Annotated in this window: 16 protein-coding genes and 1 pseudogene; 8 read left to right on the forward strand and 9 right to left on the reverse strand. The window is 52.8% G+C overall.

The window, feature by feature from the left end; genetic code table 11:
• Positions 1-172: 172 nt before the first annotated feature.
• From dmsA to lrp, 6 genes are all read right to left on the reverse strand, one after another.
• Positions 173-2,617, reverse strand: a complete 2,445-nt coding sequence (gene dmsA, locus CHU32_RS08835) for a dimethylsulfoxide reductase subunit A (protein WP_103675422.1) — start codon at positions 2,615-2,617, stop codon at positions 173-175.
• A gap of 200 nt (positions 2,618-2,817) precedes the next feature.
• Positions 2,818-4,110, reverse strand: a complete 1,293-nt coding sequence (serS, locus tag CHU32_RS08840; protein ID WP_103675423.1) for a serine--tRNA ligase — start codon at positions 4,108-4,110, stop codon at positions 2,818-2,820.
• 93 nt (positions 4,111-4,203) lie between these two features.
• Positions 4,204-5,547, reverse strand: a complete 1,344-nt coding sequence (gene rarA / locus CHU32_RS08845) for a replication-associated recombination protein RarA (RefSeq protein WP_103675424.1) — start codon at positions 5,545-5,547, stop codon at positions 4,204-4,206.
• 8 nt (positions 5,548-5,555) lie between these two features.
• Entirely contained in the window at positions 5,556-6,170 is a 615-nt protein-coding gene (gene lolA, locus CHU32_RS08850) for an outer membrane lipoprotein periplasmic chaperone LolA (protein ID WP_103675425.1), read from the reverse strand.
• A 121-nt stretch (positions 6,171-6,291) separates the two neighbouring features.
• Positions 6,292-10,353 carry a DNA translocase FtsK gene (gene ftsK, locus CHU32_RS08855; RefSeq protein ID WP_103675426.1) on the reverse strand — a complete coding sequence of 1,354 codons (4,062 nt, stop codon included), beginning with the start codon at positions 10,351-10,353 and terminating at the stop codon, positions 6,292-6,294.
• Positions 10,354-10,472: 119 nt separating this feature from the next.
• On the reverse strand, positions 10,473-10,967 hold the full coding sequence (gene lrp, locus CHU32_RS08860) for a leucine-responsive transcriptional regulator Lrp (protein WP_000228473.1): 495 nt from the start codon (positions 10,965-10,967) through the stop codon (positions 10,473-10,475).
• Positions 10,968-11,519: 552 nt separating this feature from the next.
• On the opposite strand from lrp, the gene trxB reads away from it, so the two are divergent.
• The 7 genes from trxB (at position 11,520) to CHU32_RS08895 (ending at position 18,806) form a co-directional block, all read left to right on the forward strand.
• Positions 11,520-12,485, forward strand: a complete 966-nt coding sequence (gene trxB, locus CHU32_RS08865) for a thioredoxin-disulfide reductase (RefSeq protein ID WP_176691638.1) — start codon at positions 11,520-11,522, stop codon at positions 12,483-12,485.
• A gap of 113 nt (positions 12,486-12,598) precedes the next feature.
• Entirely contained in the window at positions 12,599-14,365 is a 1,767-nt protein-coding gene (cydD, locus tag CHU32_RS08870) for a heme ABC transporter permease/ATP-binding protein CydD (RefSeq protein ID WP_103675428.1), read from the forward strand.
• On the forward strand, positions 14,366-16,087 hold the full coding sequence (gene cydC, locus CHU32_RS08875; protein WP_103675429.1) for a heme ABC transporter ATP-binding protein/permease CydC: 1,722 nt from the start codon (positions 14,366-14,368) through the stop codon (positions 16,085-16,087).
• Between the two features lie 42 nt (positions 16,088-16,129).
• Positions 16,130-16,834 (forward strand): leucyl/phenylalanyl-tRNA--protein transferase, encoded by a 705-nt coding sequence (aat, locus tag CHU32_RS08880; protein ID WP_103675430.1) that lies wholly within the window; start codon positions 16,130-16,132, stop codon positions 16,832-16,834.
• A gap of 272 nt (positions 16,835-17,106) precedes the next feature.
• The gene (gene infA / locus CHU32_RS08885) at positions 17,107-17,325 is read left to right on the forward strand and encodes a translation initiation factor IF-1 (RefSeq protein ID WP_001040187.1); all 219 of its coding nucleotides are present in this window, start codon (positions 17,107-17,109) and stop codon (positions 17,323-17,325) included.
• A 146-nt stretch (positions 17,326-17,471) separates the two neighbouring features.
• Positions 17,472-18,269, forward strand: coding sequence for an ATP-grasp domain-containing protein (locus CHU32_RS08890; RefSeq protein ID WP_103675431.1), 798 nt, complete (start codon positions 17,472-17,474; stop codon positions 18,267-18,269).
• 45 nt (positions 18,270-18,314) lie between these two features.
• Positions 18,315-18,806, forward strand: a complete 492-nt coding sequence (locus CHU32_RS08895) for a cysteine hydrolase family protein (RefSeq protein WP_103675432.1) — start codon at positions 18,315-18,317, stop codon at positions 18,804-18,806.
• Between the two features lie 102 nt (positions 18,807-18,908).
• Here CHU32_RS08895 and clpA read toward each other — a convergent pair whose 3' ends face one another.
• The 3 genes and pseudogenes from clpA to CHU32_RS28555 form a co-directional block, all read right to left on the reverse strand.
• Entirely contained in the window at positions 18,909-21,185 is a 2,277-nt protein-coding gene (gene clpA / locus CHU32_RS08900) for an ATP-dependent Clp protease ATP-binding subunit ClpA (protein WP_103675433.1), read from the reverse strand.
• A gap of 29 nt (positions 21,186-21,214) precedes the next feature.
• Positions 21,215-21,535: an ATP-dependent Clp protease adapter ClpS gene (gene clpS / locus CHU32_RS08905; protein ID WP_103675434.1), complete on the reverse strand. Its 321-nt coding sequence runs from the start codon at positions 21,533-21,535 to the stop codon at positions 21,215-21,217.
• A gap of 100 nt (positions 21,536-21,635) precedes the next feature.
• Positions 21,636-21,681 (reverse strand): annotated as a pseudogene (locus CHU32_RS28555) (hypothetical protein).
• Between the two features lie 179 nt (positions 21,682-21,860).
• Here CHU32_RS28555 and cspD point away from each other — a divergent pair.
• Positions 21,861-22,082 (forward strand): cold shock-like protein CspD, encoded by a 222-nt coding sequence (gene cspD, locus CHU32_RS08910; RefSeq protein ID WP_103675435.1) that lies wholly within the window; start codon positions 21,861-21,863, stop codon positions 22,080-22,082.
• The last annotated feature ends 53 nt before the right edge of the window (positions 22,083-22,135 follow it).

The raw sequence follows: 22,135 nt of genomic DNA on the forward strand, positions 1-22,135 counted from the left end.
CATTGATTTTACTCGATTAAATTAAAAAACAATGTGGTAAGTCAGTTGAAAAATTTCATGAACAAATTAAAACGAAACGTTGAAGCAACCCGCTGACTTTAGGCTATTTATTGCCAGCCTTTATTCTGCAACCGCCATATCAGCGGTCATAGGGGGTAGCCATTGGTTTACCTTACGCTTTTTGTACCTGAACGAGATTGGTGTGTGACGGGTTACCCTTGGCAAGCGGTGAAGGACGCTGAGTTGTCAGCACGTTAATGCAGCCGTTCTGATCAACCCGGTTTTCATCCGGGCTATACCAGGCCCCTTCCCCTAATGCAACCACGCCCGGCATCATTCTCGGCGTGACTTTGGCTTTAATGTGCACTTCCCCGCGATCGTTGAAAATACGGACACGCTCACCGTTACTGATGCCGCGTTTTTTCGCATCCAGTGGATTGATCCACATCTCCTGGCGGCAAGAGGCTTTCAGCACATCCACATTACCGTAAGTAGAGTGAACGCGAGCTTTGTAATGAAATCCTGTAAGTTGTAGGGGAAATTTTTCAACCAGCGGATCATCGAAGCTTTCGAAGCCTGGAGTATAGATGGGCAGCGGGTCGATCACTTCCCCGGCAGGCAGTTCCCAGCTTGCGGCAATCTCAGCCAGTGCCTGCGAATAGATTTCGATTTTCCCCGACGGTGTGGTGAGCGGGTTGGCCTGCGGATCATCGCGGAATGCTTTATAGGCAATGTGATGCCCCTGCGGATCGCGTTGTTTAAACATCCCCTGCTGGCGAAAGGCCTCGAAGGTCGGTAGCTCAGGAATAGCGTTACGCGATGCGTCATACAAATGGCGCATCCAGTCTTCCTGGGTGCGGCCTTCAGTAAATGGCTGTTCAACGCCCAGCCGTTTGGCCAGTTCGCTGGTCATTTGATAAATGGTTTTGCATTCAAAACGCGGTTTGATAGCCTGATCGGCAAAAATCACGTAGGACATATTTCCGCATGAGGCGTCCAGCGCAAAATCCATTTGCTCTGAGGCGGTACAATCCGGCAGCAAAATATCGGCATATTTTGCTGAGGAGGTCATATGACAGTCGATGACGACAATCATTTCGCATTTTTTATCGTCCTGCAAAATGTTATGCGTGCGGTTAATATCTGAATGCTGATTGATTAAACAGTTACCCGCATAGTTCCAGATCATCTTGATCGGCACATCGAGCTTATCTTTACCGCGAACGCCATCTCGCAGCGCAGTCATTTGCGGCCCGCGTTCAATCGCATCGGTCCACATAAACATGGAGATGCTGGTTGCTACCGGATTTTCCAGCGTCGGCATACGTTCAAAAGGTAACGCGTATGATCCTTCACGCGCACCGCTATTGCCGCCGTTAATCCCCACGTTTCCAGTCAAAATTGCCAGCATGGAAATGGCCCTGGTAGTGATTTCACCATTGGCATGACGCTGCGGACCCCAGCCCTGGGAGATATACGCGGGCTTAGCACTGCCAATCTCCCGCGCCAGCTTAACAATGCGATCGCCAGGAATTCCGGTAATGTGTGCTGCCCATTCCGGTGTTTTGGCAATACCGTCTTTCCCTTGCCCGAGAATATACGCTTTGTAATGACTATTTTGCGGCGCGCCAGCAGGCAGGGTTTTCTCGTCGTAGCCAACGCAGTAGTTATCCAGAAACGCTTGATCGACCAGATTTTCTGTAATCAGCACCCATGCCAGTCCACTGGCCAGTGCAGCATCCGTGCCCGGACGAATCGGTATCCATTCATCTTCACGGCCTGCCCCTGTATCGGTATAACGGGGATCAATGATGATCATTCGCGCATTCGATTTCTGCCGCGCCTGTTCAAGGTAATACGTTACGCCACCGCCGCTCATCCGCGTTTCGCCCGGATTATTGCCAAACAGAACGACCAGCTTACTGTTTTCAATATCGGAAGGGCTATTACCGTCGGCCCAGCCACCGTAGGTGTAATTTAACCCGGCAGCAATTTGGGCTGAGGAGTAGTCGCCATAGTGATTCAGATAACCACCGCAGCAGTTCATCAGACGTGCCACCAGCGTTTTTCCGGGCGGCCATGAGCGGGTTAATGTGCCGCCCAGCGTACCAGTACCATAATTGAGATAAATAGATTCGTTGCCATAGTCTTTAATCAGACGCTGCATATTCGTGGCAATAATGTCGTATGCTTCATCCCAGCTAATACGCTCGAATTTTCCCTCTCCTCGTTTTCCCACGCGTTTCATCGGGTATTTCAGGCGATCCGGATTATAAACCCGACGGCGCATTGAGCGCCCACGCAGGCAGGCACGCACCTGGTGCAGCCCGTCAAAGTTATCGTCCCCGGTATTGTCCGTTTCGACATACTTAATCTCACCGTCAACAACATGCATCCGCAGCGGGCAGCGGCTACCGCAGTTTACCGTGCAGGCACTCCAGATAATTTTTTCCGCCGCTCCAGCAGTGCTAATAGCTTCTGCGGCGTTTGCAATATGGCTAAATGGCAGAGCCACGGTGCTGCTTGCCAGCGCCAGACCGCTGATAGCTGTCGTTTTCATTAAATCACGGCGGCTCATTTGCGCCGATAGTACGCCTTCAGGAGTCATTTTTTTCATTATTGCTCACTTTGTTTGCCTGAAATACGCAAAGCAAAATTCGTTATATATTTATGTGTCGATAATTCAAAATGGCAGCAGTCAATGCTACTTCGAATGAAAGCAGTATTAACCCTTATAATGAAGGGGGTTATTGTCCGGCGTCAAACGGGGCAAAGAAAACGCGCCCGCAGGCGCTTTTAAAATGAGAAATGTGAAGCTTATCCGATGTACTCAAGACCCTTCATGTAAGGGCGTAATACTTCCGGAACTTCAATGCGTCCGTCTGCCTGCTGGTAATTTTCCAGCACTGCCACCAGTGTACGACCGACGGCCAGACCTGAACCGTTAAGGGTATGAACCAGACGGGTTTTCTTATCTGATTTACTGCGGCAGCGAGCCTGCATGCGGCGTGCCTGGAAATCCCATACGTTTGAACACGAAGAGATTTCACGGTAGGTGTTCTGCGCCGGAACCCAGACCTCAAGGTCATAGGTTTTACAGGCACCAAAGCCCATGTCGCCGGAACACAGCAAAATTTTACGGTACGGCAGCCCCAGTAGCTGAAGCACTTTTTCCGCGTGGCCGGTCATCTCTTCCAGCGCATCCATGGAATCTTCCGGACGCACGATCTGCACCATTTCCACTTTGTCGAACTGGTGCATACGGATAAGGCCACGGGTGTCGCGACCATAAGAACCTGCTTCTGAACGGAAGCACGGCGTGTGCGCGGTCATTTTGATCGGCAGGTCGTCTTCATCAATAATTTCATCACGAACCAGGTTAGTCAGCGGCACTTCTGCGGTTGGGATCAATGCATAGTTGCTGCTGTCAGCTTCTTCTTCCAGAGGGCGGGTATGGAATAAATCCCCGGCAAATTTCGGCAGTTGCCCGGTCCCGTATAGGGTGTCATGGTTCACCAGATACGGCACATAGTTTTCACTATAGCCATGCTGTTCGGTGTGCAGATCCAGCATAAACTGCGCCAGCGCGCGATGCATGCGGGCAATCTGCCCTTTCATCACCACAAAACGCGAACCGGTCAGCTTGACAGCGGCGGCAAAATCCAGCCCGCTGTGCATTTCACCGAGGGTCACGTGATCGCGCACTTCAAAATCAAACTGACGCGGCGTGCCCCAGCGGCTGATTTCAACGTTGTCGTTCTCATCCCGGCCCTGCGGCACGGCGTCATCGGGAAGGTTGGGAATGGTCAGTGCAATGGCGCGGATTTCGTTTTGCAGCGCGTCCAGCTCTGCCTTCGCAGCATCAAGCTCTTCACCCAGCTTATTCACTTCGAGGCGTAACGGCTCGATGTCTTCCCCGCGCACTTTCGCCTGGCCGATGGATTTCGATCGCGAGTTACGCTCAGCCTGCAGATTTTCTGTTTTGACCTGCAACACTTTACGACGCTCTTCAAGAGCGCGCAGCTTATCTACGTCCAGCTTAAAGCCCCGGCGTGCCAGTTTTTCTGCGACTGCGTCTGGCTCGTTACGCAGCAGATTGGGATCGAGCATGCTTATCCTGTGCTTATCGAATGAGTAAAAGGAGAATGCGACCGCAGCCTGCGATCGCAAAGATTCACGGGTAACCTTACCGCAACGCCTGCATTAGCGGTAGCGTTTTGTGGGGCTATTTTGATCCTGTTCAGCAAGCCAGGCGAGCTTTTCGCCAATCTTCCCTTCCAGCCCGCGATTTGTTGGCTGATAATAACGCGTTTGCGCCATTTCCTGCGGGAAATACTGCTCTCCGGCGGCATAGGCACCTGGTTCATCATGGGCATAGCGATACGCCTGACCGTAGCCCATTTCTTTCATCAGTTTGGTGGGGGCATTACGCAAATGTACCGGCACATCGTAATCCGGACGCTCACGGGCATCCGCCATCGCCGCTTTAAAAGCGGTATACACCGCATTGCTTTTCGGCGCGCAGGCGAGATAGACAATAGCCTGCGCAATCGCGCGCTCGCCTTCCGCTGGCCCTACGCGAGTAAAACAGTCCCAGGCGGAAATGGCCACCTGCATAGCGCGGGGATCGGCATTGCCAACATCTTCTGAAGCAATCGCCAGGCAGCGACGAGCAACATACAGCGGATCGCCTCCGGCGGTAATGATTCGCGCATACCAGTACAGTGCCGCATCCGGTGCGCTACCGCGTACCGATTTATGCAGCGCCGAAATAAGATCGTAGAAGCGGTCGCCTTTGTTATCAAAGCGCGCGCTTCGCTCACCGGCAATTTCCGTGAGTAGCGCAGGCAGAAGCACCCGTTTGCCTGTCTCATCGACCTCGGCCATGTCGGCCATCATTTCGAGGGTGTTTAATGCCCGACGCGCATCGCCGTTAACCAGTTCAGCGATTGCCCGCCGGGTTTCATCAGGCAGCACGATATCTTTGCCGCCATATCCACGCGCATTGTCATTCATTGCCTGATCGAGCACCTGCTCAATATCTTCGCTGGTCAACGATTTCAGCAAATAGACACGCGCTCGTGAAAGGAGTGCGGAATTAAGTTCAAAAGAGGGGTTTTCGGTGGTGGCTCCGATAAAGAAAATGGTTCCATCTTCAATATGCGGTAAGAATGCATCCTGCTGGCTTTTATTAAAGCGATGGACTTCGTCCACAAACAGGATAGTCCGCCGCCCGGCATTACGGTTTTGCCGTGCGCGCTCAATCGCTTCGCGGATCTCTTTGATTCCTGACGTAACAGCGGAGATCCGCTCAACATCAGCGCTGGCATAGCGTGCTATCACCTCAGCCAGGGTAGTTTTCCCGGTGCCAGGCGGCCCCCAGAGGATCATTGAGTGCAGATGACCCGCTTCAATAGCTCGTGGCAGCGGTTTACCCGCAGCCAGTAAATGCTGCTGGCCGATGTACTGCGCTAAATTTTCTGGCCGCATACGCGCGGCCAGAGGTTGAAACTCATTATCAGAAAAGTCGAGCGATAGATTGCTCACGCACGCCTCTACTTGCTACGTTGATCGTCAACGGTGACGCCCTGTGGCGGAGTGAAGGTAAACTTAGCCGGGTCCACCGCCCCATTTTGCTGAGACTTGAGCTGATAACTGCTGCGCTGATCGTCCTGCTCTACCGCGCTGAATTGATGGATAGTCCCATCACGCCCTACATTGATAGTGAACTGTTTCAGGTTGCCGCTACTGCCTTTTGGCGTCAACACAAAGTCATCACCACTTTGTTTAATATTATACTGCTGCCAGTCGCTGGCCTGATTGCGGGCAATCAGCATAAACGGCGTGTTACCGGTGGCATCTTTCAGCAGATTAACACTTACCTGCTCAACAAACGGGTTATAAAACCACAGGTTTTTGCCATCAGAAACCAGCGTGCTTTCATCAGGCTGCGTCATATGCCAGTTAAAGAGATTAGGACGTTTAACCCATAAATCGCCCTGACCTTCCTGCACTGCCGCACCGCTACCGTCAGTGACTTTTTGCGTAAAGCTGGCGTGGAAGCTGCTGACTTTATCCAGGCGGGTTTTCAGATCGCCGGCCGCATCGGCCCAGACGTTGCTGACCACAAAGCCTGACAGTAATGCACAGGTGATAGCGATTTTTTTCATTGTTATTCCTCAAATACGTCTTCCCACTACGGGAGTCCTCTTTGTCACCTACTTTAGACAGCATTGGTAAGTGGTGACAGAAGAAAATACTGAATTTTTACTTGCTTACCTAACTTTGCAATCAATCAAACGGCGGCGGAGCCAGGACTTCACGGTTACCGTTATGGCCCTGTTCACTCACGATCCCCTGCGCTTCCATTTGTTCAATGATCCGTGCCGCACGGTTATAACCAATTCGGAACTGACGCTGAACACCAGAAATAGACGCTTTACGCTTTTCGGTGACAAAGTTAACGGCCTGGTCAAATAGCGGGTCCAGCTCTTCACCACTGTCCATTCCGCCGCCACCGCCTTCGCTTTCGATGTCGGAGGTAATGCCTTCGACATATTGCGGACGTCCACGTGCTTTCCAGTCCTGCACCACGGCGTGGACTTCTTCATCGCGCACGAAAGCACCATGAACACGCACCGGAATGGTCGAGTTCGGCCCGGAATAAAGCATATCGCCCATCCCCAGCAGGGATTCCGCGCCGCCTTGATCAAGGATGGTGCGAGAGTCGATTTTACTCGATACGGTGAACGCAATACGCGTCGGTATGTTGGCTTTGATAAGGCCGGTAATGACGTCTACAGAAGGCCTTTGTGTCGCCAGCACCAGATGAATGCCTGCGGCGCGTGCTTTCTGCGCCAGACGCGCAATCAGCTCTTCCACTTTCTTACCAACAGTCATCATCAAATCGGCAAACTCATCCACCAGCACAACAATGTATGGCTCTTTTTTCAGTACCGGATGCGTGGCATCCATGCTGTCACCAGGCTTCCAGTACGGGTCAGGAATTGGCCTTCCCATTCGTGCTGCTTCAGCAATCTTCTCGTTGTAGCCGGCAAGGTTACGTACGCCCAGTGCTGACATTAGTTTGTAACGTCGTTCCATCTCGTTAACACTCCAGCGCAGCGCATTGGCCGCGTCTTTCATGTCAGTGACAACTTCCGTCAACAGATGCGGAATACCTTCATAGACCGACAGTTCGAGCATTTTTGGGTCGATCATGATGAATTTCACATCTTCCGGCTGCGCCTTATACAGCATGCTGAGGATCATGGCATTGACCCCAACAGATTTACCGGAGCCGGTAGTGCCCGCAACCAGCAGATGGGGCATTTTCGCCAGATCGGCTGTCACGGGTTCACCGGCAATATCTTTACCTAACACGACGGTCAGCGGTGATGGATTGTCACGGAACTTAGCACAATCCAGCACTTCGCGCAGATAAACGGTTTGACGCTTTTTATTCGGCAATTCCAGGCCAACATAAGGTTTACCGGGAATGACTTCCACAACGCGTACAGCAGCGCTGGAGAGCGACCGCGCCAGATCGCGAGACAGGTTGGAAATCCGCGCCGCCTTCACGCCCGGGGCCAGATTTAGCTCAAAGCGGGTAATGACCGGGCCCGGAGAGTAGTTCACCACATCAGCCTTAATGCGGAAATCAGCCAGACGTGCTTCAACCAGACGCGCCATCTGCTCCAGCGCAAAGGTGTCAACCGGTTCAACTTCCGTCGGCGGTGGTGTCAGCAGATCCAGCGATGGCAATAACGTGGTCGGCTTTTGTAGCGGACGGTTGTCACCATTGCGCATCAGCAGCGGGTGGATCAGGCTTTCGCGGGGCTGCGGCGCGGCTGGTTGATGTGCCGGCTGCGGCTGCTGATACGGCTGCGGCGCGGCAGGCTGGTGTGCCGGCTGCGGCTGCTGATACGGCTGCGGTGCGACAGGCTGATGTGTTGGCTGCGGCTGCTGATACGGCTGCGGCGCGGCAGGCTGGTGTGCTGGCTGCGGCTGCTGATACGGCTGCGGCGCGGCAGGCTGGTATGTTGGCTGCGGCTGCTGATACGGCTGCGGCGCGGCAGGCTGGTGTGCTGGCTGCGGCTGCTGATACGGCTGTGGCGCGGCAGGCTGGTGTGCTGGCTGCGGCTCATCCATAGGACCTGGCGTGAACAGCGGCTCACTGGGGCTGTTCTCAACCAGCGTTTTCATGGGTGAAAACTCAAAATCACTCAGCGAGAAGGGATTCGCACCTTGCGGCTGCTCGCTGGCATAGCGCTGCTGCTGCGAGGCTGCAAATTGACGAGCCAGCTCCTCTTCTACAGCATTATCGTCTTCATCCGGCTCTGCAGACACACCGTATCGCTGCTGCTGGGAATCAGCAAACTGTCGCGCCAGCTCTTCTTGCTGAAACTCATCCGACTCTTCGTCGATTTGCTGCTCCGCCTGGCGGGCTCGCTCTTCAGCCATGCGCTGTGAAGGCAATTTAATGCCATAAGAGGCCAGTTCACGCCGCGTTGGGACGCGAACACGATTAGGGCGTGGCAACTGCGGGCCAATCCCTTCTTTCACTTGGGTACGAACGCCTCCGGCTGCCAGATTAAAGACTGGCGTACTCGCAGCCGTTGCCGCCGTCGCCTGATGAACGCTGGCAGCCACAGGCGCGACAACCGGCGCAGGCTCAGGTTCTACCGCAGGAGGTGGAGTAACAGGTTGCTGTACCGGCTCAGGCACAGGCTGATACCAGGCGGCAAGTTGCTCACGCTCGCGTGCGCGCTTCTCTTCCACCTCTTCAAAGTAATACAGCGGAGGACGACTCGCTTTGACCTCTTCCTGTGGAGCAGAAGGGATTTCCTGTGTTACCGGCGGTTGTTCCGTATTCGGCTCATAGGGAGAGCGGGCAACCGGCGGCTCGGCATGCGACTGATATTGCGGCTCGGCAGCGGGCTGCTCGGCATAGGGTTGGTACTGTGGTTCAGCAACTGGCTGCTCGGCATAGGGCTGGTACTGTGGTTCAGCAACTGGCTGCTCAGCATAGGGCTGGTAATGTGGTTCCGTCACCGGCTGTGCAGCGTGAGGCGCATACTGAGCCGGCACCACTGGCGGCTCGGCGTACTGCGGGGCGGCTGGCGGCGCATAGCCATAATAGGGTTGTTCATGCTGTGCTGACGGAGAGCCCGGTGCGTCAGATCGCCATTCTTCCGCGGGTGTCGCGGACTGAGGTGCCGTCCAGCTTTCTACAGGCACGTGAGGCGGTTGCGCAGGCTGCCACGCGGTGTCAGGCTGGGAAATAACTGGCTCAGCTCCCTGAATCTGTGGCTGAGGAATCACAGGATTGACGGGAGCAGCCCATGCCTGTGTGGCCATGGTAGCGGCCGCCGCAGCGGCTACAGGTTCAGTGACGGAATGCCCATTTAAGAGTGGATCGTATTCATCATATTCTTCCGGCTGAGTCGCCCGATGACCAGAAAACAGAACGTCATCGGGATCGGCAGGGACGCCACGGGCGCTATAAGTGACCTCTTCCGGGTCGTCCATTCGTTTGCCTGAAAAAAGCGCGGCATCCGTTTTCCTGCCGAGCGGATTAGCAAATTTTTCCGCTACGCGCTTACGTCGGGCCAGCGCACCGCGCAGGATACGTGCACGGCGAGACTCACGCGGCGCGTCCTGCAATTCTTCTTCACCCTCTTCGTCGTCGTAGTCTTCATATTCTTCTTCCTCTTCAATCCAGGTGTCGTCACGGCGGGTACGATTACTGGCAAAGGTAAGAATATTGAGGATCACACTGCCAATCTTTTCAGCAATACTCACCCACGACCAGCCGGTAAAGAGAGTCAGACCCGCAGCCCAGATACACAAGAGTGCGATAGTGCCACCGCTACTGTGCAGCAGAGGCTGTAATGTGGTGCTTAACAGGCTGCCAATCACTCCACCCGAGGCAAAATACCAGATGTCATCAGCGTTTATCGCGGCCAGCCCACAGGAAGTCAGGATGAGCGCCAGAACGCCAATAAGGCGCAGCGAAACGGCGAAATAATCAATGTAATCTTCGTTAGCCCGATGACGCCAGGCAAACCAACACCCTCCGACAATAATCACGGGAATGGTGTAAGCCATGACACCGAAGATGAAAAACAGCGTATCGGCAAGCCAGGCCCCTGGCACACCGCCTAAATTATGGATAGGCTCATGCCAGGCCGTTTGCGACCAGCTCGGATCGGAAGGATTGAAGCTCAGCAGTGCCGCCATCAACCAGATGGCAAAAAGTGAGCAAAGAATAAGCATGGCCTCCAGAAGTCGGCGGCTGCTGCTTAAGCGGGTAATTTTGACGTCTTTGTCTTCTGTATATTCCTGGCTCAAGAAAGGCTCTCCAGGTCCTTGATGCTAAACGGACAACCGTGCCGGGTTACCCCGGCACGGTTGCTGTATGGATTAACAGGAGTGTAATCAAATTACGCTGATTTTGCACCTGTTCCGTGTTAGCGAGTCTTAATAACCAGACGATTGCTCTGTTTCACCTCTTCCATCACCACATAGGTGCGGGTGTCATTGACACCTGGCAGGCGCAGCAGGGTTTCGCCCAATAATTTACGATACGCTGACATATCCGGTACACGGGTCTTCAACAAGTAGTCGAAATCACCGGAAACCAAATGACACTCTTGAATTTCTTCAAGTTTTTGAACTGCGGTGTTAAATTGCTCAAACACATCTGGCGCGCCACGATTCAGAGTAATCTCAACAAAAACCAGAAGTGATGCATCCAGATAATGCGGGTTTAAGAGCGCAGTATAGCCCTGAATAAAACCCTGTCTTTCCAGTCGGCGAACGCGCTCAAGGCACGGCGTCGGAGAAAGTCCCACTCGTTTAGAGAGCTCGACGTTGGAAATACGCCCATCCTTTTGCAATTCGTTCAGAATATTGCGATCGATACGGTCGAGATCTTTGCCTGGGCGCTTCTTGCTATCTACCATTATTATTGTCTCTCTGTATTCCTTCCCTACTCCTGTCTTGACCCCGTGCACATCACTGTTCAGGGTCTTCGCCCGTTGTTTACGTGCCGCATGCGCTGGGCGTGCTGCAAATCGTATTCCAGGGTATGCGGTGAGAAGACCGTTGCCCGCAGGCAGCTACCGACATCACGTATGGCGTCTGTCCACACCATGCGTAGATTTCATTAGCCCGGTTAAAAATGACCATTACGTGCTGAAAGTTGACTCCACACGAAATACGGTTTTTTTTCTTCCTCGAATGTTTTCGCAAATGCACAGGGGATTGTCAAAGCAAAACATCGTTTTTTAGTACAACATGCCAGATATTCATCATTCATGAGGCCAGTTCCTCATGTTATCATCTTATAAGCGGCGCATTTTCAGTAGAAATAGTTATGTCTGAAGTATGAAAATGCATCCATCCATTGGTACTTTCTATTGCACATATCGTTAACAAAAATCCCGCGCTCTTTTTTTACCGCTACAAATTCCCTACAATCGCGTGCAATGTCTGCCAACAATTATGGGGATCTCATGGGCACGGCGAAACACAGTAAACTATTAATTCTTGGCTCCGGACCTGCGGGATACACCGCTGCCGTCTATGCTGCACGCGCGAATCTGCAACCGGTTCTCATCACCGGTATGGAAAAAGGCGGTCAACTGACCACCACTACGGACGTGGAAAACTGGCCGGGCGATCCGAGCGATCTGACCGGACCACTGCTGATGGAGCGCATGCATGAACATGCGGCGAAATTTGAGACCGAAATTCTCTTTGATCATATCCACAGCGTCGATTTGCAAAACCGCCCTTTCCGCCTTACCGGCGATAGTGGGGAATATACCTGCGATGCGCTTATCATTGCGACTGGCGCATCAGCACGCTATCTGGGCCTGCCTTCTGAAGACGCCTTCAAAGGGCGCGGCGTTTCCGCCTGCGCTACCTGCGATGGCTTTTTCTACCGTAATCAGAAAGTCGCGGTGATAGGCGGCGGGAATACGGCAGTGGAAGAAGCGCTGTACCTGGCAAACATCGCCTCAGAGGTGCACTTGATCCACCGTCGCGACAGTTTCCGCGCGGAGAAAATCCTTATCAAACGCCTGATGGATAAAGTGGAAAGCGGCAATATTGTGCTGCATACCCACCGCACGCTGGAAGAAGTGACCGGCGATCAGATGGGCGTTAGCGGTCTGCGCCTGCGCGATACGCAAGGCGATAATGTTGAAACGCTGGAGGTGGCAGGGTTGTTTGTTGCCATCGGCCATAGCCCAAATACCGCCATTTTCGAAGGGCAACTGGCGCTGGAAAATGGCTATATTAAAGTGCAGTCCGGCATTCATGGTAATGCAACGCAGACCAGCGTTCCCGGCGTATTTGCCGCAGGCGATGTGATGGACCATATCTATCGTCAGGCGATCACATCTGCCGGGACCGGCTGTATGGCTGCGCTGGACGCGGAGCGTTATCTCGACGGTCTTGCAGAAAGTAGTAAATAATCTTTACAAGTCAGTAACAAAGGTAAATAAGGCGACTATAAGTCGCCTTTATTTTTGCGCCGTTGTACCATTGCCGGGCCTGATATTCTAACAACTCATCTGCTAAGCGCGTAATGAATAAAACCCGTCAACAAGAGCTGATCCGCTGGTTAAAACAGCAAAGTGTGATTTCCCGCCGCTGGCTGATGCTGTCCCGTTTGCTGGGGCTGATTAGCGGCCTTTTAATCGTTGCCCAGGCCTGGATACTGGCGCAGATCCTCCAGCATATGATTATGGACAATATACCGCGTGAGGCGCTGTTATTGCCCTTTATACAATTGATTCTGGTATTTATCGTGCGGGCCTGGGTGACATGGCTGCGCGAAAAGGTGGGTTTCCATGCCGGGCAGTATATTCGCTTCGCGATTCGCCGGCGGGTACTGGATCGCCTGCAACAGGCAGGACCAGCCTGGATTCAGGGGAAACCTACCGGAAGCTGGGCAACACTGATCCTTGAGCAAATTGACGATATGCATGATTACTACGCCCGCTATCTGCCGCAAATGGCGCTGGCGACGTTTGTCCCGTTGTTGATTGTGATTGCTATTTTTCCGTCTAACTGGGCTGCCGCTCTGATCCTACTTGGCACCGCCCCTCTAATCCCTTTGTTCATGGCGCTGGTCGGCATGGGCGCGGCAGATGCTAACCGGCGTAATTTTCAGGCGCTGGCGCGATTGAGCGGGCATTTTCTCGACCGTCTGCGCGGGATGGAAACGCTGCGTATTTTCGGCCGTGGGGAGGCTGAAATCGATAACATCCGTCAGGCATCACAGGATTTCCGCCAGAGGACAATGGAGGTGCTGCGTCTTGCGTTTCTCTCCTCCGGCGTGCTGGAATTTTTTGCCTCGCTTTCTATTGCGCTCGTGGCAGTCTATTTTGGCTTTTCCTATTTAGGCGAACTGAATTTTGGTCATTATGGCGCGGGTGTTACGCTGGCGGCCGGATTTCTGGCGCTGATTCTGGCACCCGAATTTTTTCAACCGCTACGCGATCTCGGTACCTATTACCATGCCAAAGCCCAGGCGGTAGGGGCAGCTGACAGCCTGAAAACATTCCTTGAAACACCACTGGCCTCGCCAGAGCGCGGAGAAAAGCAGCTACCAGCTCAGCAGGCTGTGTCTGTTACGGCCCGCGATCTGCTTATCAAATCCCCCGACGGCAAAGTGCTTGCTGGTCCACTTAATTTTGACCTTACTGCCGGGCAACGTGTGGTCCTCATCGGCCTGAGCGGGTCGGGTAAGACGTCACTGCTAAATGTGCTTACCGGTTTTCTGCCGTATGAGGGATCGTTACAGGTCAACCATACGGAATTGCGTGAACTCGATCCTGATCTGTGGCGGCAGCAGTTAAGTTGGGTGGGGCAAAACCCACAGCTCCCGGCGGCTACGCTTCGGGAAAACGTACTGCTCGCTAAGCCAGACGCTACAGAGGCTGAGCTGCAATCGGCGTTGGATCGGGCCTGGGTCAGTGAATTTGCGACGCAACTGCCGCAAGGAATTGATACACCGCTGACCGATCAGGCGGGCGGACTGTCTGTTGGTCAGGCACAGCGCGTTGCTGTTGCCCGCGCACTGCTAACGCCATGCCAGTTACTGTTGCTGGATGAACCCTCTGCCAGTCTTGATGCCCACAGTGAACAACGTGTCATGCAGGCCCTCAATGAAGCCTCGCGGCAACAAACTACATTGCTGGTAACGCATCAACTTGAGGCGCTGGCGGACTGGGATGCCATCTGGGTGATGCAGGACGGGCAACTCGTTGAACAAGGTAATTTTACCACCCTTACGCAAAATAACGGCCTGTTTGCCAGCCTGCTTATACATCGACAGGAGGAGATTTAAATGCGCGTGCTGCTGCCTTATCTTGCGCTTTATAAGCGTCATAAAGGGTTACTGACGCTGGGTGTGATCCTCGCTATTGTTACGCTGCTGGCAAGCATTGGGCTGCTGACCCTGTCCGGATGGTTTTTATCTGCTTCAGCAGTAGTCGGGTTTGCCGGGGCTTATAGCTTTAACTATATGTTGCCAGCCGCCGGCGTGCGCGGTGCGGCGATTATCCGCACTGCTGGCCGTTATTTCGAGCGGCTGGTGAGTCATGATGCCACTTTCCGGGTGCTTCAGCATTTGCGCGTTTTTACGTTTAGTAAAGTTCTTCCTCTTTCTCCCGCCGGGCTGGCACGTTTTCGCCAGGGGGAATTACTGAATCGTCTGGTCGCCGATGTGGACACCTTAGACCATCTTTATCTGCGGGTTATATCTCCGCTGGTTGGCGCGTTAATGGTCATTGTGGTCGTCACCGCCGGGCTCAGCCTGCTGGATGTAACGCTGGCCCTGACGCTGGGCGGAGTCATGCTGGTCACATTGTTACTGCTCCCGCCACTGTTTTATCGCGCCGGAAAACCGGTTGGTGAAAGCCTGACTCACCTGCGCGGTCAGTACCGTCAGCAGCTCACCGCCTGGCTTCAGGGGCAAGCTGAACTTTCACTGTTTAATGCCAGCGAACGGTATCGTCAGCAGATGGAGAATACCGAATTACGCTGGCACGATGCCCAGCGCAGACAGTCTGATTTGACGGGGCTTTCGCAAGCATTGATGCTACTGATCGGCGGGTTTGCGGTCATCGCCATGCTATGGCTGGCAGGCGGTGGCGTGGGCGGTAACTCCCAGCCCGGCGCATTGATTGCTCTTTTTGTATTCTGTGCCCTCGCCGCTTTTGAAGCCCTCGCCCCGGTCACCGGGGCGTTTCAGCATCTTGGTCAGGTCACGGCCTCGGCGCGGCGCATCACGCAAATTATTGAGCAACCGCCGGAAGTGGTTTTCCCGCAAAAATCGACTCAGCCTCCTGAGACAGTAAGTGTGCAACTGTGTGACGTGACCTTTCGTTATCCGCAGCAGGCGCATCCCGCACTTAATAACATCAGCCTGAACGTCACGGCCGGTGAACATATTGCCATCCTTGGCCGTACCGGTTGCGGCAAATCGACGCTACTGCAATTGCTCACCCGCGCCTGGGACCCTCAGCATGGAGAGCTATTAATCAACGGTTCTCCCATTGCTGGCCTGGATGAACAAACGCTTCGCCGCACCATGTCTATGGTTCCCCAGCGTATTCATCTTTTTAGTGCAACTCTGCGTGATAATTTGCGGCTCGCTGCGCCGCAGGCCAGTGACGAACAATTAATGGACGCGCTCAGACGTACCGGTCTGCAAAAACTGCTGGAAGATGGCGATTTGAATAGCTGGCTGGGTGAAGGCGGACGCCAGCTTTCCGGCGGTGAACTGCGCCGTCTGGCCATCGCTCGTGCTCTTTTGCACGATGCACCGCTGCTGCTGCTTGATGAACCCACCGAGGGGCTGGATGCAACAACCGAAGGCAAAATCCTTGATTTACTGGCAGAAGTAGCCCAACAAAAAACGCTGCTCATGGTCACGCATCGCCTGCGTGGACTGGCACGCTTTAACCGTATAATAGTGATGGACAACGGACAAATAATTGAGCATGGTAGTCACGCAGAACTGCTGGCAAACAAGGGGCGTTATTACCAGTTTAAGCAGCGCCTGTAAGCTATTATTGAACAGTTTGTATTGTGGTGGAGTGGTAATAGCATGCGCCTGGTCCAGTTGTCCCGACATTCAATTGCGTTCCCCTCTCCCGAGGGAGCGCTGCGTGAACCTAATGGTTTACTGGCTTTAGGGGGCGATCTTAGCCCGGCAAGGCTATTAATGGCCTACCAGAACGGCATATTTCCCTGGTTTTCATCCGGCGACCCTATTTTATGGTGGTCGCCCGATCCCCGGGCGGTGCTCTGGCCAGAGCAGTTTCATTTGAGCCGCAGCATGAAGCGCTTCCATAAAGCCTCACCTTATCGTGTCACCCTCAATCATGCTTTTGATCGGGTGATTGAAAGTTGTGCCCATGAACGTGATGAGGGTACCTGGATCACTCGCGAGATAATCCATGCTTACCAGCGCTTACATGCCCTGGGTCATGCACACTCTATTGAGGTCTGGCGCAATGAAACGCTTGTCGGCGGAATGTATGGTGTTTGTCAGGGAGCGCTATTCTGTGGAGAGTCGATGTTTAGCCGTGCGGAAAACGCCTCTAAAACGGCTCTGCTGGTCTTTTGCAACGACTATTATCGTCAGGGTGGACAATTAATCGACTGCCAGGTACTTAATAGCCATACCGCCTCTCTTGGCGCAGTCGAAATCCCCCGCCGTCACTACCTTGAATACCTTGAAAAGCTGTTACCACTGACGCTTGCTGATAATTTCTGGCAACCGCGGACGTTATTTACGCCTGAAAGGTAAATGTTTTCGGCACAATCTTTGTCAGGGTGTTATAATTGTCGCGCAAAGTAGCTTTTGCCCGTTGCCCCGCCGCCGTTTGGGAATAGTTCGACTCAGGTTACACCCTTGTCTCCCCTTTACGTTTGCGCTTGTCGTACGGTGAAGCCGTGTGAAGCTGAGCAACGCGCCAAAACGACTTTTGCGTTTTATGCGCACAAAACTTTACTTAATTGATGAACTTCGGCATTATCTTGCCGGTTCAAAACAATGGTAGTGATACCCCAGAGGACTAGATGGCCAAAGAAGACAATATCGAAATGCAGGGTACCGTTCTTGAAACGCTGCCTAATACTATGTTCCGCGTAGAACTGGAAAACGGTCACGTGGTCACTGCGCACATCTCCGGTAAAATGCGTAAAAACTACATCCGCATTCTGACGGGCGACAAAGTGACTGTCGAGCTGACCCCGTACGACCTGAGCAAAGGCCGCATTGTCTTCCGTAGCCGCTGATTGTTTTCACGCCCCGTAGAGGCAAACAGATACTGAAAGGCCGGGAAATCCCCGGCCTTTTTTGTGTATTCTGTTTAATGCCCTATTGATAATGTTATAGTTTGCCCTGTTGTCAGCAATAACATGCTTACGTTGCAGGATGCAAAATGAACACATTACAAATCATCTATCCAGACGACATGCTTCACCTTTCTCAACCCGATGAGACGTTCAGTGCGGAATATGCCCTGGCTTGTCAGCACAATATCCATTGCGTATTACTTTCATCAGAAGCGGCAGCATACGGTGAGTACCATTTTTCCTCGCCGCTTATCGAAAATATACCGGTATTGTGGCGCGGGTGGATGCTACGCCAGGACGAATACGAAGGCTTATCCCGCGCAGTTATTAAGAAAGGGACGCAGATGGTCACCTCAACAGATAGCTACCTACGTTGTCACCATTTGCCCGGCTGGTATCCGCAATGCCAGGATCTTACGCCTGACACCATTATTACCCATGCTGATGCCGATTTTGATGCTCTGACAACGGCGAGCCAGTGGCCTGCGTGGTTTGTAAAAGACTATGTTAAGTCACTCACCACCTCGCGAGGCTCCATCGCCCACAATGCGCAGGAAATTCGTGAAATAATCGGTTTATTAAAACAGTACCGGGGAGAGATCGAAGGTGGTATCTGCCTGCGTCGCGTCGAATCTTTTGATTCTGCCAGCGAACAACGTTTTTTTGTACTGGATGGACACGTCTATGGACCACAAGATACCATCCCCGAAAAAATTATCGAGATTGCCGCGCGGATATCCAGCCCGTTTTTTTCTATTGATGTTATTTATAATGATAACGGCGAACTACGGCTGGTGGAAATCGGTGATGGGCAGGTATCGGACATTAAGGAATGGTCGCCAGCACGTTTTATCAGAATGCTGAGTGCATTCAGACGAGCCTAAAATTGACTGAAAACCTTTTATACTTTTAAAAAAGAGGCGGAAAAGATGCGGCGTGCACTAATTATCATCGATATGCAAAAAGGGTTGCATACCCCCGAAAAACCCCTTTTCCATCTCGCGGCTATTTTAGCCGGTATCAATCAACGGATCGCAATATACCGTCAGGCAGGCGAGCCTGTTATTTTTATTCAGCATCATGATGAAGATTTACCCGCTCACTCACTACAATGGCAATTGATGGACGAACTGGATGTTCAAAGTGAAGACATTATTATCGCCAAAACTCATGCAAACTCGTTTTATCAAACCACGCTGGCCGGCGTTTTGCAAAAACTGAAGGTGAGTGACATTGAACTCTGCGGGGCACAGACCGAGTATTGTGTGGATACCACGATTCGAATAGCGCACGGACTTGGTTATGGTGTTGTCATGCAGCAAGGGCTACATACCACGGTAGACAGTAACTTGCTCTCTGCTGAAGTAATACGCCGACATCATGAGACCCTTTGGGGCGGACGTTTTCTGACCTGGATTTAGATTTAACCCCGAGACAGGGTTGAGACTGATACGTTATTTTCTGTAAGACAACAATAAAAAAAGCGGGCTGTTATCCGCCCGCTTTTTATTTTACCCGCAGAATTAATGCGCGGTTTCTGCCTTGTGCTTTTGCGCACTCTGGAAACCATAGGTCAGCGTATTTTTCTCTTTATCCAGCGTGACGGTCACCTGTCCGCCATCTACCAGAGAGCCAAACAGCAATTCGTTCGCCAGCGGTTTTTTCAGGTTATCCTGGACAATACGCGTCATCGGACGTGCGCCCATAGCCCGGTCGTAGCCTTTTTCCGCCAGCCAGTTACGTGCTTCCTGACTAACTTCCAGCGAAACGCCTTTCTGATCAAGCTGGACCTGCAACTCGACAATGAACTTGTCGACAACCTGATGGATAACCTCGGTTGAGAGATGATCGAACCAGATAATGTTGTCCAGACGGTTACGGAACTCCGGCGTAAAGATCTTTTTGATCTCTTCCATCGCATCGGTACTGTTATCCTGATGGATGAGGCCGATCGATTTACGTTCCGTTTCCCGCACCCCGGCGTTGGTGGTCATTACCAGTACCACGTTACGGAAGTCCGCTTTACGCCCGTTGTTGTCGGTCAGCGTGCCGTTATCCATCACCTGCAACAGCAGGTTAAAGACGTCCGGGTGCGCTTTTTCGATTTCATCAAGCAGCAGCACCGCATGCGGATGTTTGATCACTGCATCGGTCAGCAGACCACCCTGGTCAAAACCAACGTATCCCGGAGGCGCACCGATCAGACGACTGACGGTGTGACGTTCCATATACTCGGACATATCAAAACGTAGCAGCTCAATGCCCAGCGCTTTAGAGAGCTGAACCGTCACTTCCGTTTTACCCACCCCCGTCGGCCCGGCAAACAGGAAGGAACCTACCGGTTTGTGGTCGTGTCCCAGCCCGGCGCGTGCCATTTTGATGGCTTCGGTAAGCGCCTCAATGGCTTTATCCTGTCCGAAGACCAGCATTTTCAGACGGTCACCCAGGTTTTTCAGGGTATCGCGATCGCTTTGCGAGACGCTCTTCTCAGGAATACGCGCAATACGCGCCACTACGGACTCAATATCCGCGACGTTCACGGTTTTCTTACGCTTACTGACCGGCATCAGACGCGCTCGCGCCCCGGCTTCATCAATGACGTCGATTGCTTTATCTGGCAGATGACGATCGTTGATGTATTTCACCGCCAGCTCAACCGCTGCGCGTACCGCTTTGGCGGTATAGCGCACATCATGATGCGCTTCGTATTTCGGCTTCAGACCGTTGATGATCTGCACCGTTTCTTCAACCGACGGCTCGGTGACGTCGATTTTCTGGAAACGACGCGCCAGCGCCCGATCTTTTTCAAAAATGTTGCTGAATTCCTGATAGGTGGTTGAACCCATCACGCGAATTTTACCGCTGGAAAGCAGCGGCTTAATCAGGTTAGCCGCATCCACCTGACCGCCAGAGGCCGCACCCGCACCAATGATGGTATGGATTTCATCGATAAACAGAATGCTGTTTTCGTCCTGCTCCAGTTGTTTGAGCAGCGCTTTAAAGCGTTTCTCAAAATCACCGCGATATTTGGTGCCCGCCAGCAGCGAACCGATATCCAGCGAATAAAGCGTGCAGTCCGCCATAATTTCCGGCACGTCGCCCTGCACAATACGCCAGGCAAGCCCTTCCGCGATGGCGGTTTTACCGACGCCAGACTCGCCTACCAGCAGCGGGTTGTTTTTACGGCGACGGCACAGCACCTGGATGGCGCGTTCCAGTTCTTTATCACGGCCAATCAGCGGGTCAATACCGCCTACACGGGCAAGCTGGTTAAGATTGGTCGTGAAGTTTTCCATCCGTTCCTCCCCGCCTGCCTGCTCTTCAGTACCGGGCTGGCTTCCCTGATCGGAAGACTGGCTCGGCTCGTCTTTACGGGTGCCGTGAGAGATGAAATTCACCACATCAAGGCGGCTGACTTCATGTTTACGTAACAGATAGGCGGCCTGCGATTCCTGCTCGCTAAAAATGGCCACGAGGACGTTCGCACCGGTCACTTCGCTACGGCCGGAAGACTGAACGTGAAAGACCGCGCGCTGCAAAACGCGCTGAAAGCTGAGCGTCGGCTGAGTGTCGCGCTCCTCTTCACTGGCGGGCAGCACCGGTGTGGTTTGTTCGATGAAGGCTTCAAGTTCCTGACGCAGCGCCACCAGATCCACGGAGCAGGCTTCAAGCGCTTCGCGGGCGGATGGGTTACTGAGCAAAGCCAGCAGCAAGTGCTCTACGGTCATAAACTCGTGTCGGTGCTCGCGCGCTCTGGCGAAAGCCATGTTTAAACTGAGTTCCAGTTCCTGGTTGAGCATTGGGCACCCCCCTCAATAGTTTGCCTTAATCAGGCTTTTTCCAGCGTACACAGCAACGGATGCTCGTTCTCCCTCGCATATTTGTTCACCATCACCACTTTCGTCTCCGCGACCTCGGCGGTAAAAACCCCACAAATGGCCTTACCCTGATAGTGAACCGTAAGCATCAGTTGCGTTGCACGTTCTACATCATAAGAAAAGAACTTTTGTAGCACGTCAATAACAAATTCCATCGGCGTGTAATCATCGTTCATTAACATAACTTTATACATAGATGGCGGTTTTAGCGCGTCGCGCAGCTCATCTTGTGTAATTTGGTCAAAATCCAGCCAATCTTTTGCTTTACCCATTGTCAGTCGTCATCTTTCAGTTACGGTTACCGGCTCATTTTTACTACCGCTGACGTGAGTCTATGCATACTATGAATGTACAATAAATGTTAGATAACTATCATCTATCGTTATCATCCGCGACTTCTGTCACATTCCTGGTTAATAGCGTTAACTGCTTCAAATTTTAACGCATTTTACCGCGCTACCCTCTGTGAATCGCTTGACGCGATGCCCGATTTCTCTAAATTGTACAGGCTGGAGTTGACGAGGTTTTGAACAACTCCCATTCCAACACCGGTTCATTCCATCTTACTTGCAAAAGAACTATGAAGGATGTCGAAGCATGGAAACGGGTACAGTTAAGTGGTTCAACAACGCCAAAGGGTTTGGCTTCATCTGCCCCGAAGGCGGCGGCGAGGATATCTTCGCCCACTATTCAACCATTCAGATGGATGGTTACAGAACGCTAAAAGCCGGGCAGGTCGTCCGGTTTGATGTCCACCAGGGCCCAAAAGGCAATCATGCCAGTCTTATCGTGCCCGTCGAAGCCGAAGCGGTTGCATAGCTCTTCTGCTTCATTGTGTACATCCCGCCGTCAAAATGCCAGCCCTTATGACT

The sequence above is a fragment of the Superficieibacter electus genome, from assembly GCF_002915575.1.
GTDB classification, from domain to species: Bacteria; Pseudomonadota; Gammaproteobacteria; order Enterobacterales; family Enterobacteriaceae; genus Superficieibacter; species Superficieibacter electus.

Bases quoted from the DNA above. Each gene is read 5' to 3' on its own strand.
- dmsA (WP_103675422.1), bottom strand. From the start codon at position 2,617: ATGAAAAAAATGACTCCTGAAGGCGTACTATCGGCGCAAATGAGCCGC.
- serS (WP_103675423.1), bottom strand. From the start codon at position 4,110: ATGCTCGATCCCAATCTGCTGCGTAACGAGCCAGACGCAGTCGCAGAA.
- lolA (WP_103675425.1), bottom strand. From the start codon at position 6,170: ATGAAAAAAATCGCTATCACCTGTGCATTACTGTCAGGCTTTGTGGTC.
- lrp (WP_000228473.1), bottom strand. From the start codon at position 10,967: ATGGTAGATAGCAAGAAGCGCCCAGGCAAAGATCTCGACCGTATCGAT.
- trxB (WP_176691638.1), top strand. From the start codon at position 11,520: ATGGGCACGGCGAAACACAGTAAACTATTAATTCTTGGCTCCGGACCT.
- cydD (WP_103675428.1), top strand. From the start codon at position 12,599: ATGAATAAAACCCGTCAACAAGAGCTGATCCGCTGGTTAAAACAGCAA.
- cydC (WP_103675429.1), top strand. From the start codon at position 14,366: ATGCGCGTGCTGCTGCCTTATCTTGCGCTTTATAAGCGTCATAAAGGG.
- aat (WP_103675430.1), top strand. From the start codon at position 16,130: ATGCGCCTGGTCCAGTTGTCCCGACATTCAATTGCGTTCCCCTCTCCC.
- infA (WP_001040187.1), top strand. From the start codon at position 17,107: ATGGCCAAAGAAGACAATATCGAAATGCAGGGTACCGTTCTTGAAACG.
- CHU32_RS08890 (WP_103675431.1), top strand. From the start codon at position 17,472: ATGAACACATTACAAATCATCTATCCAGACGACATGCTTCACCTTTCT.
- CHU32_RS08895 (WP_103675432.1), top strand. From the start codon at position 18,315: ATGCGGCGTGCACTAATTATCATCGATATGCAAAAAGGGTTGCATACC.
- clpA (WP_103675433.1), bottom strand. From the start codon at position 21,185: ATGCTCAACCAGGAACTGGAACTCAGTTTAAACATGGCTTTCGCCAGA.
- clpS (WP_103675434.1), bottom strand. From the start codon at position 21,535: ATGGGTAAAGCAAAAGATTGGCTGGATTTTGACCAAATTACACAAGAT.
- cspD (WP_103675435.1), top strand. From the start codon at position 21,861: ATGGAAACGGGTACAGTTAAGTGGTTCAACAACGCCAAAGGGTTTGGC.